Annotated in this window: 12 protein-coding genes; 9 read left to right on the top strand and 3 right to left on the bottom strand. The window is 66.6% G+C overall.

Features of this window, described 5'->3' with window-relative positions:
- The first annotated feature begins 116 nt into the window (after positions 1 to 116).
- Together Q7J26_RS05330 and Q7J26_RS05335 are read left to right on the top strand one after the other, a co-directional pair.
- Positions 117 to 1,076, top strand: a complete 960-nt coding sequence (locus Q7J26_RS05330) for a hypothetical protein (protein WP_304935463.1) — start codon at positions 117 to 119, stop codon at positions 1,074 to 1,076.
- Positions 1,077 to 1,106: 30 nt separating this feature from the next.
- Positions 1,107 to 1,988, top strand: coding sequence for a hypothetical protein (locus Q7J26_RS05335; RefSeq protein WP_304935464.1), 882 nt, complete (start codon positions 1,107 to 1,109; stop codon positions 1,986 to 1,988).
- A gap of 27 nt (positions 1,989 to 2,015) precedes the next feature.
- Here Q7J26_RS05335 and uvrA read toward each other — a convergent pair whose 3' ends face one another.
- Positions 2,016 to 4,973 (bottom strand): excinuclease ABC subunit UvrA, encoded by a 2,958-nt coding sequence (gene uvrA / locus Q7J26_RS05340; RefSeq protein WP_304935465.1) that lies wholly within the window; start codon positions 4,971 to 4,973, stop codon positions 2,016 to 2,018.
- Positions 4,974 to 5,107: 134 nt separating this feature from the next.
- Positions 5,108 to 5,602, bottom strand: coding sequence for a group III truncated hemoglobin (locus Q7J26_RS05345; protein ID WP_304935466.1), 495 nt, complete (start codon positions 5,600 to 5,602; stop codon positions 5,108 to 5,110).
- Between the two features lie 158 nt (positions 5,603 to 5,760).
- Between Q7J26_RS05345 and Q7J26_RS05350 the strand changes: the two genes are divergently transcribed.
- The gene (locus Q7J26_RS05350) at positions 5,761 to 5,895 is read left to right on the top strand and encodes a hypothetical protein (RefSeq protein ID WP_304935515.1); all 135 of its coding nucleotides are present in this window, start codon (positions 5,761 to 5,763) and stop codon (positions 5,893 to 5,895) included.
- 22 nt (positions 5,896 to 5,917) lie between these two features.
- On the top strand, positions 5,918 to 7,432 hold the full coding sequence (locus Q7J26_RS05355; protein ID WP_304935512.1) for an ABC-F family ATP-binding cassette domain-containing protein: 1,515 nt from the start codon (positions 5,918 to 5,920) through the stop codon (positions 7,430 to 7,432).
- On the opposite strand, the gene Q7J26_RS05360 is transcribed toward Q7J26_RS05355, so the two are convergent.
- Positions 7,429 to 7,878, bottom strand: coding sequence for a tRNA (cytidine(34)-2'-O)-methyltransferase (locus tag Q7J26_RS05360; RefSeq protein WP_304935467.1), 450 nt, complete (start codon positions 7,876 to 7,878; stop codon positions 7,429 to 7,431). The two genes, Q7J26_RS05355 and Q7J26_RS05360, sit on opposite strands and share 4 nt — an antisense overlap.
- 194 nt (positions 7,879 to 8,072) lie before the next feature.
- On the opposite strand from Q7J26_RS05360, the gene petA reads away from it, so the two are divergent.
- The 5 genes from petA (at position 8,073) to Q7J26_RS05385 (ending at position 14,369) form a co-directional block, all read left to right on the top strand.
- On the top strand, positions 8,073 to 8,609 hold the full coding sequence (gene petA / locus Q7J26_RS05365) for a ubiquinol-cytochrome c reductase iron-sulfur subunit (RefSeq protein ID WP_304935468.1): 537 nt from the start codon (positions 8,073 to 8,075) through the stop codon (positions 8,607 to 8,609).
- 16 nt (positions 8,610 to 8,625) lie between these two features.
- Positions 8,626 to 9,954, top strand: a complete 1,329-nt coding sequence (locus Q7J26_RS05370; protein WP_304935469.1) for a cytochrome b N-terminal domain-containing protein — start codon at positions 8,626 to 8,628, stop codon at positions 9,952 to 9,954.
- A gap of 32 nt (positions 9,955 to 9,986) precedes the next feature.
- Positions 9,987 to 10,832: a cytochrome c1 gene (locus Q7J26_RS05375; protein WP_370651916.1), complete on the top strand. Its 846-nt coding sequence runs from the start codon at positions 9,987 to 9,989 to the stop codon at positions 10,830 to 10,832.
- Positions 10,833 to 10,982: 150 nt separating this feature from the next.
- Positions 10,983 to 12,650 carry a M28 family metallopeptidase gene (locus Q7J26_RS05380; RefSeq protein ID WP_304935471.1) on the top strand — a complete coding sequence of 556 codons (1,668 nt, stop codon included), beginning with the start codon at positions 10,983 to 10,985 and terminating at the stop codon, positions 12,648 to 12,650.
- 69 nt (positions 12,651 to 12,719) lie between these two features.
- Positions 12,720 to 14,369 carry a M28 family peptidase gene (locus tag Q7J26_RS05385; protein ID WP_304935472.1) on the top strand — a complete coding sequence of 550 codons (1,650 nt, stop codon included), beginning with the start codon at positions 12,720 to 12,722 and terminating at the stop codon, positions 14,367 to 14,369.
- Positions 14,370 to 14,429: the final 60 nt, after the last annotated feature.

Consider the following 14,429-nt stretch of genomic DNA (forward strand, 5'->3'; position numbering starts at 1 on the left):
CGCCGGGTGGATCGTGTGGGCGGTGATGATTTCGGCGTTTCAGGCGCCGCTGGTCCTGGCTTTCCTGGGTGCGGCCTATCGCCGACTAGAGTACTGGACGCCGCAAGGAGCGACGCATGACTGAGACCTTTTCCATCGGCGAGGCCATGGCGACGCCGGGGCGCGTGATCCGGCGCCATCCGTTGGCGGTCTTCATCTGGGGGTTTCTGATGATGGGCTTCAGCCTGTTGGCTGTGGCTCTGATGTTCGGAACCCTGGCCGACCTGCCCCTGGCGGACGGCGCCGAGCCGCCGCCGGAAATGTTCGGGAAACTGATGGCGGTTCAGGGCCTGTCCATGCTGTTGAACGTCGGTCAGGCCGTGTTGGCGGTCGTGATCTGGGCGGCGGCCATGCGGGCGACCTTGATGATCGGCCGGCCCGACCGAACCTTCTTCCTGCGCGCGGGGATGGACGAACTGCGGCTTGTCGTCGTGGGGCTGGCGCTGTTTGTCGGGACCTATATCGCCGTGATCATTCTGGTGCTGCTGGGCGCGGCCCTGGTCGCCACCCTGTGGCAGGCCAATGAGGCGGCGGCGATGATCGGCGGCTTCCTCATGGTGCTGGGTCTGATCGCAGTCGTCGTCGTCGCCATGGCGCGGCTGTCTCTGATCGCACCCGCCACCCTGATCCTGAATCGGTTCGCCTTCGTCGAGGGCTGGACCCTGGGCCGCGGGCGCACCCTGCCGTTGCTGGGCCTGCTGGTCTGCACCTGGCTGGTCTATCTGGTCCTCTATTTCGTCGTGGCCTTTGTCGTGATCGTGGCCCTATTCGCCAGCGGCGTTCTCGCGGACATCACGGCCCAATCGCCTCCCGCCACCCTGGGCGAGCTGTTTCCGTCGCCGCCGGTGTTGGCGACGGTGGCCGGCCTGATGCTCGTGCCCGGAGGCTTTGTCTACGGGGCGGTCATGACCCTGCTCAGCGCGCCCTTCGCTTCCGCCTGCCGTCAGCTTCTGGATGGGCCGTCCGGCGCCGTGTTCGCCGCAGCGACTGCGCCCGCCGCCACCTCGGCGGGCGACGCGGCCGACACGATAGTCTAGGATCGCGTCCAATCTGATCTGGAGTGCAGCATGAGTTTTTCCGCCACCGAAGCGGCGTTCGAGGGATTCCGGGTGGTGCGTCGCCATCCAATGACCGCCCTGATCTGGGGGCTGGCCTATCTGGTCCTGTATGTGGCGACCTTCGGACTGGGCGCCGGCCAATGGGCCGCGATCATGGCCTCGGCTCAGACGCTGGAACAGTCGTCCAACCCGTCGCCTGAGGAGATGATGGCGTTGGGACGGGCCTATATGGGCCTGCTCATCTGGTTGGCGCCTTTGGGTCTGGTGATCGGGGCCGTGCTCACCGCCGCCGTGGCGCGGTCGGTGCTGCGGCCTGCCGAGAGCGCCTTGGGCTATCTGCGGCTGGGCATGGACGAGGTCCGGGTGCTGGGCGTCACGCTGGCGATCACTGTGATCCTCGGCCTGTTGGGCGGGGTGCTGCTCACTATCGTGCTGACCGTGTTCGGCCTCGGGATCGCCTCGGGGCAGGCGGTCATGTACCTGATCGCGCTGATCGTGGGCATGGGGGCTGCGGCTCTGGTGATTTGGCTTTCGGTCAAACTCTGCCTGGCCGTGCCGATGACGATCGACCGGGGCAAGTTCACCCTGTTCGAGTCGTTCAAGGCCACCAACGGCCAGTTCTGGCCCCTGCTGGGCATGACCATCATCGCCTTGATCATGAGCCTGATCGTCAGCATCCTGGGCACGATCATCAGCGCGGGCACGGATCTGGCGACCGGCGGCATCTCGGTGCTGGCGGGCATGGACGGCCTGTCCACCCTGGATGTTCTGGCCCGCGCCTGGCCCGCCATTCTGGTCTGGTCCGTGGTCAACGCCCTGATGTCCGCCCTGCAACTGGCCGTGCTTTACGCGCCCTTCTCGGCGGCGTGGCAGGGCCTGCGGGACCGCTGAACCGCCCCCAGACCGGCGGTGAAGGCGTCAGACCGACGCCTTCACCCGCTTCTTTTTGGCCGGTTCGCCCACGGGGCCGCCGACCGAGCCGCCCAGGGCCGCGACCCGCGCCTTGCGGCGGGTCTCGTGCCGGTCCAACACCTCCTTGAGGTATTTCCCCGTCCAGCTGGCGGTGTTGTCGGCCACCTGTTCCGGCGTGCCGACCGCGACGATCTCGCCGCCGCCGTCGCCGCCCTCGGGGCCGAAGTCCAGCAGATAGTCGGCGACCTTGATCACATCCAGATTGTGCTCGATCACCACGATGGTGTTGCCGGCCTCGACCAGTTCCTGAAGCACCTCAAGCAGTTTACGGGTGTCCTCGAAATGCAGGCCGGTGGTCGGCTCGTCGAGGATGTAGAGCGTGCGGCCGGTGGCGCGTTTCGCCAGTTCCTTGGACAGCTTGACCCGCTGGGCCTCGCCGCCCGACAGTGTGGTCGCCGGCTGGCCCACCTTGACGTAGCCCAGGCCGACGCGCTCCAGCGTCAGCATCTTGTCGCGGATCGGCGGCACGGCCTTGAAGAAGGTCGCGGCCTCCTCGACCGTCATGTCCAGCACGTCCGAGATGGACTTGCCCTTGAACACGATCTCAAGCGTTTCGCGATTGTAGCGTTTGCCCTTGCAGACATCGCAGGTGACATAGACGTCGGGCAGGAAGTGCATCTCGATCTTGATGACGCCGTCGCCTTGGCAGGCCTCGCAGCGGCCGCCCTTGACGTTGAAGCTGAACCGGCCGGGGCCGTAGCCGCGCGCCTTGGATTCCGGCAGGCCGGCGTACCAGTCGCGGATGGGGCCGAAGGCGCCGGTATAGGTCGCCGGGTTCGAGCGTGGGGTGCGGCCGATGGGCGACTGGTCGATGTCGATGACCTTGTCGAAATGCTCCAGCCCCTCGATGCGGTCGAAGGGGGCGGGGGCTTCGGACGCATTGTTCAGGCGGCGGGCGGCGGCCTTATACAGGGTCTCGATGGTGAAGGTGGACTTGCCGCCGCCGGACACGCCGGTGATGCAGGTGAAGACGCCGACGGGGATTTCGCCGGTCACGCTCTTCAGATTGTTGCCGCTGGCGCCGCTGATCTTCAGCATCCGCTTGCGGTCGATGGGGCGACGGCCGTCGGCGGGAATCTCGATCTCGCGCTCGCCGGTCAGGTATTTGCCGGTCAGGGAGTTGGGGTTGGCCATGACCTCGGCCGGGGTGCCCTCGGCGCAGACCTGGCCGCCGTGAACCCCGGCGGCTGGCCCCATATCGATGACATAGTCGGCGGTCAGAATGGCTTCCTCGTCATGCTCGACGACGAGCACGGAGTTGCCCAGGTCGCGCAGCCCTTTCAGGCTTTCCAGCAGGCGGGTGTTGTCGCGCTGGTGCAGGCCGATCGAGGGTTCGTCCAGCACATAGAGGACGCCGGTCAGGCCCGAGCCGATCTGCGACGCCAGGCGGATGCGCTGGCTCTCGCCGCCCGACAGGGTGCCGGACGCGCGCGACAGCGACAGATAGTCGAGGCCGACGTTGTTCAGGAACCGCAGCCGGTCGCCGATCTCTTTCAGAATGCGGCGGCCGATTTCCATCTGCTTGTCGCTGAGCGCTTCGGGCAGGGCCTGGACCCAGTCGTAGGCCTTCTTGATCGACAGGGTGGAGACGTCGGCGATGTCCTGGCCCCCGACCTTGACCGCCAGGGCCTCGGGCTTCAGCCGCTTGCCGTGGCAGGCGTCGCACGGGGTCTCGGACTGATAGCGGGCCAGTTCCTCGCGCACCCAGGCGCTGTCCGTCTCGCGCCAGCGGCGCTCCAGGTTCGGCAGCACGCCCTCGAACGGCTTGGAGACCTCGTATTTGCGGGCGTTGTCGTCGTAGGTGAACTTGATCTTCTCTGCGCCGGTTCCGTACAGAATGGTCTTGTGCGCCTGGGCCGGAAGCTCGCGCCACGCCACGTCCATCGAGAAGCCGTAGTGGCGGCTGAGCGATTGCAGCGTCTGGGTGTAGAGCGGCGAGGGGCCGCGCGCCCAGGGCGCGACGGCGCCCTTGTGCAGGCTCTTGTCGCGGTCCGGGATCACCAGATCGGCGTCGAAGGCCAGCTTGACTCCCAGGCCGTCGCAGACCGGGCAGGCGCCGAACGGATTGTTGAACGAGAACAGGCGGGGCTCGATCTCGGAGATGGTGAAGCCGGAGACCGGGCAGGCGAACCGTTCGGAGAACAACAGGCTGCGCGGCGCGGTCTCGCCCTCGGCCGTGCTCGCCCATTCTGCGTTGGCGATGCCGTCGGCCAGACCGAGCGCGGTCTGCAGGCTGTCGGCGTAGCGGGCTTCCTGGTCAGGCTTGGTGACGATCCGGTCCACGACGATGTCGATGTCGTGCTTGAACTTCTTGTCCAGCGTCGGCGCCTCGTCGATGGCGTAGAACTGGCCGTCGATCTTCAGGCGCTGGAAGCCCTGGCGCTGCCACTCGGCGATTTCCTTCTTGTACTCGCCCTTGCGGCCCCGAACGACGGGGGCCAGCAGCAGGATACGCTCGCCGTCGGGCAGGGCGACCAGCTTGTCGACCATCTGGCTGATGGTCTGGCTCTCGATCGGCAGGCCGGTGGCCGGCGAATAGGGCACCCCGACCCGCGCCCACAGCAGGCGCATATAGTCGTGGATCTCCGTCACCGTGCCGACTGTCGAGCGCGGGTTCTTGGACGTGGTCTTCTGTTCGATGGAAATGGCTGGTGACAGGCCTTCGATCAGATCCACGTCCGGCTTGCCCATCAGCTCCAGGAACTGGCGCGCATAGGCCGACAGGCTCTCGACATAGCGCCGCTGGCCCTCGGCGTAGATGGTGTCGAAGGCCAGGGAGGATTTGCCCGAGCCCGACAGGCCGGTCATCACCACCAGCTGCTCGCGCGGGATGTCGAGGTCCACGCCCTTGAGATTATGCTCGCGGGCGCCGCGAACGCGGATGAAATTGTGCTTTTCGGTCATGCTGTCCGGAGAACGCGGGAAGGGCCGGGCGGGTCCGGCGCGACATCGCTATATGGGGATGAATCGCAGGATTGAAGCAAGAACAATGTGCGAACATTGCTGCGCCCGGTAGGCTGGGTAGTCGTGGGCCTGACCTACTCCGGCGTCCACGCCTGGGTCGACCGCACAAACCGCTCGCCCTTCGCCAGCATCACCCCGTTGGCGGTCGCGATGCCCAGTTCCAGGCTGACCGCGATGCGGCGGGCGCGTTCGATGAAATGGGCGGCGGCGACGGGCGGGCACAGGTCCTGGGCTGTCTCGACGAACAGCTCCAGCCAACGGTCGAAATGGCGGGCGTCGATGGGCAGGGGCAGGTGTTTGGGCATGGGCCGGCCCTGATAGACGCCAGTCGACAGGGCGATTGAGGACCAGAACAGTTTCATCTGCGCCAGATGCGGCCCCCAGTCGTCGATGCGAGCGGCGAAGATGGGTCCGATCAGCGCATCGTTGCGGACGCGGGCGTAGAAGCCTTCGACCAGGGCGTCGATCATGACCTCGTCGATGCCGGTCTCGTCGCGCAGTTGCTGGACGGCGGCCTCGCGGCGGGCGGCGGCGCCGGCGGGGTCTTCGATGCGGAAACGGCTCTCCATCCCAGTCTGATAGCCGGTTGAGCGCGCGCTCGCCATTGGACCGTCGGTCCATGCGTCCCGGATTTCACGGGGCCGTGTTCGACACGAGGCTTGCGCATCGCAGGTTTACGACCCATCCTCCTGTCTCTGACGAGTTTCGAGCAGAAGGTTTGACGATCATGATCATCGCATTGGCCACCGGTTCCGCCCTGTCCGCCATGCTGCTCGTGATTCTCCATGCCAATCAGCCCAAGCCGAAACGCGTCCCCGTGCGTATTCGCGACCCTCGACAAGGTCGCCGCACGGACGCCTGACGGCGCCACCCTCTTCGACAATCTGAGCCTGGCCTTCGGGCGGGAACGTACCGGAATCGTTGGCCGCAACGGCGCAGGCAAGAGTACCTTGCTGCGTCTTGTCGCGGGCGCACAGGCGCCGGCCGAAGGCGTGGCGACGCGTTCAGGCACTGTGGGCGTGCTGGACCAGCGCCGGGATCCTGCGCCGAGCGAGACGGTTGCAGCCGCCCTGGGCGTCGTCGCGCCGATGGCGGTGATCGACCGTGTGCTGGCGGGCGATGGAACCGCCGACGACCTGGCTGAGGCGGACTGGACGCTGGAGGCGCGACTGGGCGAAGCGCTGGAGGCGGTCGGCCTCGCCGGCCTGGCGCTGGATCGGCTGACCCAGGATCTGAGCGGAGGAGAGCAGACGCGGTTGAGGCTTGCAGGTCTGTCGATGGCCCGGCCGGACCTGATCCTGCTGGATGAGCCGACCAATCATCTCGACGTAGAGGCGCGCCGGTTGGTTGTTGATCTGCTGGGCCGCTGGGACGGCGGGGTTGTTGTCGTCAGCCACGACCGCGCGCTGCTTCGGCGCATGGATCGGATTGTCGAGATCTCCAGCTTGGGTGCGGCGGTCTACGGCGGGAACTATGATCTGTACGCCGCGCGCAAGGCGGCCGAGCGTGAGGCGGCTGTGCGGGATCTCGCTGAGGCCGAGCGCGATCTGGCGCGGGTGGGCGCGCAGGCTCAGCGCCGGGCGGAAACCAAGGCTCGACGCGACGCAGCCGGGCGACGCAAGGCGGCCAAGGGCGACATGCCCAAGATCCTGATCGGCGCACGGGCCGAGCGGGCCGAGACCAGCGGTGCGGGCGACCGGCTGCTGGCCACACGCCAGGCGGCCGAGGCGGAGACCGCTCTGGCGCGCGCGCAGGCGCGGGTCGAACGCACCCGGTCCTTGTCCATTCCCATGCCGTCGAGCGGACTGGCGGTGGGGCGGACGGTTCTGGCCCTGGACGATGCGGCCTGGGAGACGCCTCAGGGTCGCAAGATCGTGGGGCCGATCAGCTTGAAGATAGCGGGGCCGGAGCGTCTGGCGATCACGGGCCCGAACGGCGCGGGCAAGACCACCCTGCTGCACCTGATCGCGGGCGCGCGTGATCCTACGAGCGGCGGGGTCGAGCGGCCGGTGAGGTCGGCGCTGCTGGATCAGGAGGCCGCAATCCTCGATCCCGACGAGACGCTGATCCAGGCCTGGCTGAGGCTCAATCCGGATGGATCGCCCAATCTGGCCCAGGCGGCGTTGGCGCGGTTCCTGTTTCGCAATACGGCCGCCCACCGGAGGGTCGGCGAGCTGTCAGGCGGCGAACGGCTGCGGGCGGCGCTGGCCTGCGTCATGACGGGAAGCTGTCCGCCGCAGCTTCTGGTCCTGGACGAGCCCACGAACCATCTGGATCTGGAATCGGTGGCGGCGGTCGAGGCGGCGTTGACCGCCTATGACGGCGCCCTGGTGGTCGTCAGTCACGACGCCGATTTCCTGAAGGCGATCAGAATCGATCAGACCCTCGCGCTGGCTTAGCCCAGGCCGCCGGTCTGCCTCAGCCCCTCCCACAGGGCGATGCCGGCGGTGACGGACAGGTTCAACGAGCGCGCTTCGGGTCGGAGCGGAATCACCACGCGGGCGTCTGCGGCGGCGTGGACATGGTCCGGCGCGCCCGAGGTCTCCTTGCCGAACAACAGGGTGTCGCCGGGCTGGAAGACGAACTCGGGCAGGGGTGTGGCGCCCCGCGTCGTGAACAGAATCAGCCGTCCGGCAGGGCGGTCACTTTGAAACGCGTCCCAGTCGGCATGGCGGCGCATATGCGACAGAGGGCCGTAATCCAGGGCCGCGCGCTTCATGGCGCGGTCGTCGAAACGGAAGCCCGTGGGCTCCACGACATGCAGATCGACCCCGAAACAGGCCGAGAGCCGGATGCAGGCGCCGACGTTCTGAGGAATGTCAGGTTGAAAAAGAGCGAGACGCATTCTAATCCCTTGGTATACGCGGCCTGGGGGTTTGTCGCGGTCTGTCTGCGAATGTTTCGCAAGAAACGTCAGCGACTTGCGGCCATAGGCCGCAAATACAGGCCGTGGGGAATACTGGGGCTCGTTTTTAGGGTTCGTACCGTAAAAGAGGATCGCCAATAGAGGCGGTCCCGGCGGTGTTCGAGAGGTGAAACGTGGCCGAAACGGGTGTGATTCCGGAAGGCGAGGGCGATCCGAATCGCCGCGACTTCATCCATATCGCAGCGGGCGCCGCTGCGGTCGGCGCTGGGGCGATGATCGCCTGGCCGCTGATCAACCAGATGAATCCCGCCGCTGACACCCTGGCCCTGGCTTCGATCGAGTTCGATCTGACCAAGGTGCAGGAAGGCCAGCAGGTCGTCATCAAATGGCAGGGCAAGCCGGTGTTTGTGCGGTATCGCACCCCGGCCGAGTTGCAGAAGGTCATCGGCGAGGGCGCTGTCGGCAGTCCGTCCCAGACCGACGCCGAACGCACCAAGTCCGGGCATGAGAAATATCTGGTCGTGGTCGGGTCCTGCACCCACCTGGGCTGTGTGCCGACCTTCGGGGCCGGCGACTACGGCGGCTGGTTCTGCCCCTGCCACGGCTCGCACTATGATGCGTCCGGGCGGATCAGAAAGGGGCCGGCGCCCCTGAACCTGATCGTGCCGGACTACGAATATACGTCCGACACCCGCGTAAGAATCGGTTGAGGGCGAGGGGGAGGACATGAGCGAACACGAATCCACCTACGTCCCGAAAACGGGCGTCGAGAAGTGGCTGGACACCCGGCTGCCGATCATCCGCTTCGGCGCCGACTATATGTCGCTGCCGACACCCAGAAATCTGAACTACTGGTGGACCTTCGGCGGCATTCTGGCTCTGTGCCTGATGACCCAGATCGTCACCGGCATCGTGCTGGCGATGCACTATACGCCCAACACCGAACTGGCCTTCGCCTCGGTCGAGCGGATCATGCGCGACGTCAACGGCGGCTGGCTGATCCGTTATGTCCACGCCAACGGCGCGTCGATGTTCTTCATCGCCGTCTATCTGCACATGCTGCGCGGGCTGTACTACGGCTCGTACAAGGCGCCGCGCGAGATGATCTGGATCATCGGCTGCGTCATCTTCTTCCTGATGATCGCCACCGCCTTCCTGGGTTACGTCCTGCCGTGGGGCCAGATGTCCTTCTGGGGCGCCGAGGTCATCACCAATCTGATCGGGGCTATTCCGGTGATCGGCGAGCCGATCCTGATCTGGCTGCGCGGCGGACCGGCGATCGACAATGCGACGCTGAACCGGTTCTTCTCGCTGCACTATCTGTTGCCCTTCGCCATACTGGGCTGCGTCGTCCTTCACCTGTGGGCGCTGCACTCGGCGGGGCAGTACAATCCGGTCGGCATCCTGATCCCGAAAGATCGGACGAAGAAGGACATGCTGCCCTTCCACCCCTATTTCACGCTGAAGGACGGGTTCGCGATCATCCTGTTCCTGATCCTGTTCGCGATCTTCGTCTTCTATCAGCCGAACGCCCTGGGCCACGCCGACAACTATATCCCGGCCAACCCGCTGCAGACGCCGTCGCACATCGTGCCCGAGTGGTACATGCTGCCCTTCTACGCCATCCTGCGCGCCATCCCGGACAAGTTCGGCGGCGTGGTGGCCATGTTCAGCGCCATCGGCGTGCTGTTCGTCCTGCCCTGGCTGGATACGTCCAAGGTGCGGTCGATGCGGTATCGCCCGACCATGCGGACCTTCTTCTTCATCTTCCTGGTGGTGGGCGTGGGCCTGGGCTGGTGCGGCGGGCAACTGCCGGACGCGCCGGTCATTCCGGGCTTTGACGGCATCGTCCTGCTGGACGGCAATCTGAACTCCTATCTGTGGCTGACGCGGCTGTTCACCGCCTACTATTTCCTCTTCTTCCTGGTGATCCTGCCGTTCGTCGGGTTGAAGGAGACGCCTCTCCCGATCCCGGCGACCATCTCCGAACCGGTCCTGACCGGCGCCCACGCGATGCCGGCCGCCGCGCCGGCCTCGCCCGAGAAGAAGGGGTGAGGGTCATGATGATCGGAACAATGAAGGTGTCGATGTCCAGGATCATCGCTTCGGCCGCCGTGGCCGTCGGCCTGTTGGCGGCGGCTCCAGCCCTGGCTGCGGGCGGCGCCGCCCATCCCCGCTCGGGCGGGTTCAGCTTCGAAGGGCCGTTCGGTGTCTATGACCAGGGCCAGCTGCAGCGCGGCTACAAGGTCTACCAGGAGGTTTGCGCCGCCTGTCACGGCATGAACCTGATGCACTATCGCAATCTGGGCGACCGCAACGGGCCGTTCTGGAATCCGAAGTACCCGAACCCGAACGACAATCCGGTGGTGAAGGCCCTGGCGGCTGAAATCCAGGTGCCGGATATCGACAGCGAGACCGGCGAACCGATCCAGCGCGACGCCACCCCGGCGGACAAGTTCCGCAGCCCCTATCCGAACGCCACCGCTGCGGCGGCGGGCAACGGCGGGGCCGCCCCGCCGGACCTGTCGGTGATGGCCAAGGCCCGTCACGACGGCGCCAACTACATCTATTCGCTGCTGTCGGGCTACAAGGCGCCGCCGGCCGGTCTGCAGATCCGCGACGGTCAGCACTACAACCCCTATATGGCGGGCGACCTGACGCCCTTCTGGACCGGCGATCCTGCCCACGTGCCGGAAGGCGGCTTCATCGCCATGCCCGCGCCGCTGCAGAACGGGCAGGTCACCTATGACGATGGCTCGCCTCAGACGGTGGACCAGTATTCCAAGGACGTGGCGGCCTTCATCGCCTGGACCTCGGAACCCAAGATGGTCGAGCGCAAACAGGCCGGCTTCGGGGTGATCATTTTCCTGCTGATTTTCGCGGGGATCACCTACGCCAGCTATCGCCGCGTCTGGAAGGGCGTCGCCCACTAGGATTCCATCCGGATCGCCGACTACATCAGCCCGCCGAAGTTCGCTTCGGCGGGCTTTCGTTTGCGACAAATGGCGCGTGACATGGAATCGACACGGTGGATTTCGCCGCCTAGGGTCCGTCATCCTTTTCGGCTGTGGGGCCTCCTGTTCATGCGTATCGTCTCTTCTCTCGCGGTCCTGCTTTTGGCCGGCGCGAGCCTGTCCGCCTGCGCCACGGCGCCCCATCCTGGTGCGGTCCACACGGTTCCCGCCTTCGACGCCGCTCGGATTTCGCAGGATATCAAGACCCTGTCGGATGACAGTTTCGAAGGCCGGGGCATCGCCACTCCGGCCGAGGACAAGGTCGTGCGCTACCTGAGCGAGGGCTACGCCGCCGCGGGCTTCCAGCCGGGCGGGCCGAACGGCCAGTGGACCCAGGACGTGATCTTGAACCGCTTCGTCCAGTCGAACGTCCAAGCCTCGCTGAAACTGGGCGACTGGAGCCTGCCCCTGACCCAGGGCCGCGAGGTGGCCATATCGACGCGCCGTCCGGCCGAGCATGTCAGCCTGAAGGACGCCCCCCTGGTCTTCGTCGGCTATGGCATCAATGCTCCCGAGCGGAACTGGAACGACTTCAAGGGTCAGGACCTGCGCGGCAAGATCCTGGTGGTTCTGGTCAATGACGCGGACTTCGACGAGCCGGCGCTGAACACCTTCGGCGGCAAGGCCATGACCTATTACGGCCGCTGGACCTACAAGTACGAAGAGGCGGCCAAGCATGGGGCGGCGGGCGTTCTGATCGTCCACGAGACGGCGCCGGCCTCGTACGGCTGGGCCACGGTGGCCAACTCCTGGGGTGTGCCCCAGTTCGACATCCTGCGACCCAATGCGGCGGCCGAGCGCGTGCCGATGGAGGGCTGGATCCAGCGCGATGTGGCGGTGGACCTGTTCCGCCGCGCGGGTCTGGATTTCGAGGCCTTGAAGGTCCAGGCGCGCAGCCGCGACTTCCAGCCCGTCGCCCTGACCGGCGCGGCCTTCTCGACCGAGTTCGACGTGGCGACCAATCAGGTCACCAGCCATAATGTCATCGCGCGTTTGCCGGGGACGACCCATCCGGACGAGACGGTGCTGTACACCGCCCACTGGGACCATATCGGCATGGGCGAGCCGGATGCGACGGGCGACCGTATCTTCAACGGCGCTGTCGACAACGCCTCGGGCACGGCGGGCCTGCTGGAACTGGCGCGGATGTTCGGCGGGGCGCCGCGCACCGAGCGGTCCATCGTGATCATCAGTTTCACCGCCGAGGAAAGCGGCCTGCTGGGGTCGGAATACTATGCCGTCAATCCGGTCTATCCGCTGGCCAAGACGGTGGGCGGGTTCAACATGGATTCGATGAACGTCTATGGCCGGGTCACCGGCCTGGGGGTCACCGGCTATGGTCAGTCCGACTTCGATGAGCGTCTGGCGGCGGCGATCCAGCCGCAGGGTCGCAGCCTGGTCCCGGATTACGAGAATGCGGCCGGCACCTATTATCGCTCCGACCACTTCCCCTTGGCCAAGCGGGGCGTGCCGATGGCCTACGCCGGCAGCCGGGGCGACTTCCGCGACGAACCGATCGCGGAACGTCAGGCCGCGCGCGCCGAATATGGCGCCAAACGCTATCACCAGGCGGCGGACGAATGGTCGGCGGACTGGGACTACAGCGGCATGATCGAGGATCTGACGGTCTTCTATGATGTCGGTCGCGCCCTGGCGAACGGCCGGGACTGGCCGGAATGGAAGACCGGGTCCGAGTTCGGTCCCGTGCGGGCCACGACGGCGTCCGAGCGTCGCTGATTTCTGTGAAAACCGGGGGGCGGGACGCGAGCCCGGCCCCCTATCCATTCGTCTGTTCGAGCCGCCCGCATGATCCTTCGCCGTTCCCCCTTCATCGCCCTGGCGGCGCTGGTCCTGACCGCCTGCGCCGGCGCGCCCGTCAGCCCGCCGCCCGCCCGGCTGGACGCCTTCGCCACAGCCTCGGCGGCGACGCCGCAGTTCAGCGCCCAGCGCCTGTCGGACCACATCAAATATCTGGCCTCCGACGAGTTGGAGGGGCGGTTCCCGGGCCTGATCGGCGAGCAACTGACCCTGGCCTATCTGCAGCGTCAGTATGAGGCCATGGGGTTGGAGCCGGGCGGACGGGACGGATCCTGGCTGCAACCGGTCGATCTGGTGCGGTTCACGCCGGAGCGCGCGCCGACCGCCGCCTGGATCGGCGCCGACGGCGTGCGCCATGTCCTGACGTCAGGAACGGATATCACCCTGCGCGCCGGACCGGCTGATCCGTTGGTCAAGATCGAGGGCGCGCCCGTGGTCTTCGCCGGCTATGGCATCGTGGCGCCCGAGCGCGGGTGGGACGACTATGGCGACGCCGATCTGACGGGCAAGGTGGTGGTGATCCTGCGCGCCCAGCCCGATGCGCTGGGGACCGACCCGAACTTCTACGGCTCGGGCACGCACAAGACCCAGGAGGCGCTGAAGCGCGGCGCGGTAGGGGTCATCAGTCTTCAGGACAACGACGGCCGCTGGCGCCGCGCCGTCGGCGGCGCGACCCGGCCGCAGATGACGGTCAAGGGCGCAAAGGATGCGCGGTTCACCGGATCCATCAGCCCGGCGACGGGCGCGGTCATTGGCGGGGACATGCTGGCCGAGGCCCTGGCGCGCGCCAAGACCGGCGGCCTGGGCGGGGTGGTGGATCTGGGCGTGCGGCTGGACGTCGATATCGCCGAAACGACCGAGGTCATTCACTCGAACAATCTGCTGGCCAAGATCCCCGGAACGACGCGGCCCGACGAATATGTCGTCTATTCCGCGCACTGGGACCATGTCGGCAAGGCCAAGGAGCCGAACGCGGATGGCGACGCCATCTTCAACGGCGCCTGGGACAACGCCTCGGGCACAGCGGGACTGATCGAGATGGCGCGCGCCTTCAAGGCGGGGCCGGCGCCGGAGCGGACCGTGGTCTTCCTGCACGTCACGGCCGAGGAACAGGGGCTGCTGGGTTCGGAAGCCTATGCCGCCGACCCCGTCTACCCGCTGGCGAAGACGGCGGCGGACATCAATATCGACATGCTGCCCTTCACCCCCGCGACGCGCGACGTTGCTGTGTTCGGCGTCGGCAAGTCGGAGCTGGAAGATATTCTGGGGCGGTTCGCCGCCGTGCAGGGCCGCACAGTGACCGGCGACGGCTATCCGGAGGAAGGATTCTACTACCGCTCCGACCATTTCAACTTCGCGGCGGGCGGGGTGCCGGCCCTGATGCCGTGGAGCGGTCGCGACTTCGTCGAGGGCGGGCTGGAGGCCGGCAAGCCGTACTACGAGGCCCAGATGGCGCGCTATTACCACAAGCTGACCGACGAATGGCGCGCCGACTATGACTTCACCGCCGCCCTTCAGAACCTGGATCTGTTGTATCGCCTGGGATTGACGGTGGCCGACAGCGAGACCTGGCCGGCCTGGAAACCCAGCGCGGAATTCAACGCCATCCGCGACGCCAGCGCCGATCAGCGGCGATAAAAACGAAAACGGCGGCCCGGAGGGGAGTCCGGGCCGCCGTCGATCATCCGCCGGCTTGTA

Origin of the sequence: Brevundimonas sp. (assembly GCF_030656255.1) — a bacterium.
Taxonomy (GTDB): Bacteria; Pseudomonadota; Alphaproteobacteria; order Caulobacterales; family Caulobacteraceae; genus Brevundimonas.

Excerpts from the sequence above, each read along its gene's own strand:
- Q7J26_RS05330 (WP_304935463.1), top strand. The coding sequence starts at position 117 with ATGACTGAGACCTTTTCCATCGGCGAGGCCATGGCGACGCCGGGGCGC.
- Q7J26_RS05335 (WP_304935464.1), top strand. The coding sequence starts at position 1,107 with ATGAGTTTTTCCGCCACCGAAGCGGCGTTCGAGGGATTCCGGGTGGTG.
- uvrA (WP_304935465.1), bottom strand. The coding sequence starts at position 4,973 with ATGACCGAAAAGCACAATTTCATCCGCGTTCGCGGCGCCCGCGAGCAT.
- Q7J26_RS05345 (WP_304935466.1), bottom strand. The coding sequence starts at position 5,602 with ATGGAGAGCCGTTTCCGCATCGAAGACCCCGCCGGCGCCGCCGCCCGC.
- Q7J26_RS05350 (WP_304935515.1), top strand. The coding sequence starts at position 5,761 with ATGATCATCGCATTGGCCACCGGTTCCGCCCTGTCCGCCATGCTGCTC.
- Q7J26_RS05360 (WP_304935467.1), bottom strand. The coding sequence starts at position 7,878 with ATGCGTCTCGCTCTTTTTCAACCTGACATTCCTCAGAACGTCGGCGCC.
- Q7J26_RS05370 (WP_304935469.1), top strand. The coding sequence starts at position 8,626 with ATGAGCGAACACGAATCCACCTACGTCCCGAAAACGGGCGTCGAGAAG.
- Q7J26_RS05375 (WP_370651916.1), top strand. The coding sequence starts at position 9,987 with ATGTCCAGGATCATCGCTTCGGCCGCCGTGGCCGTCGGCCTGTTGGCG.
- Q7J26_RS05380 (WP_304935471.1), top strand. The coding sequence starts at position 10,983 with ATGCGTATCGTCTCTTCTCTCGCGGTCCTGCTTTTGGCCGGCGCGAGC.
- Q7J26_RS05385 (WP_304935472.1), top strand. The coding sequence starts at position 12,720 with ATGATCCTTCGCCGTTCCCCCTTCATCGCCCTGGCGGCGCTGGTCCTG.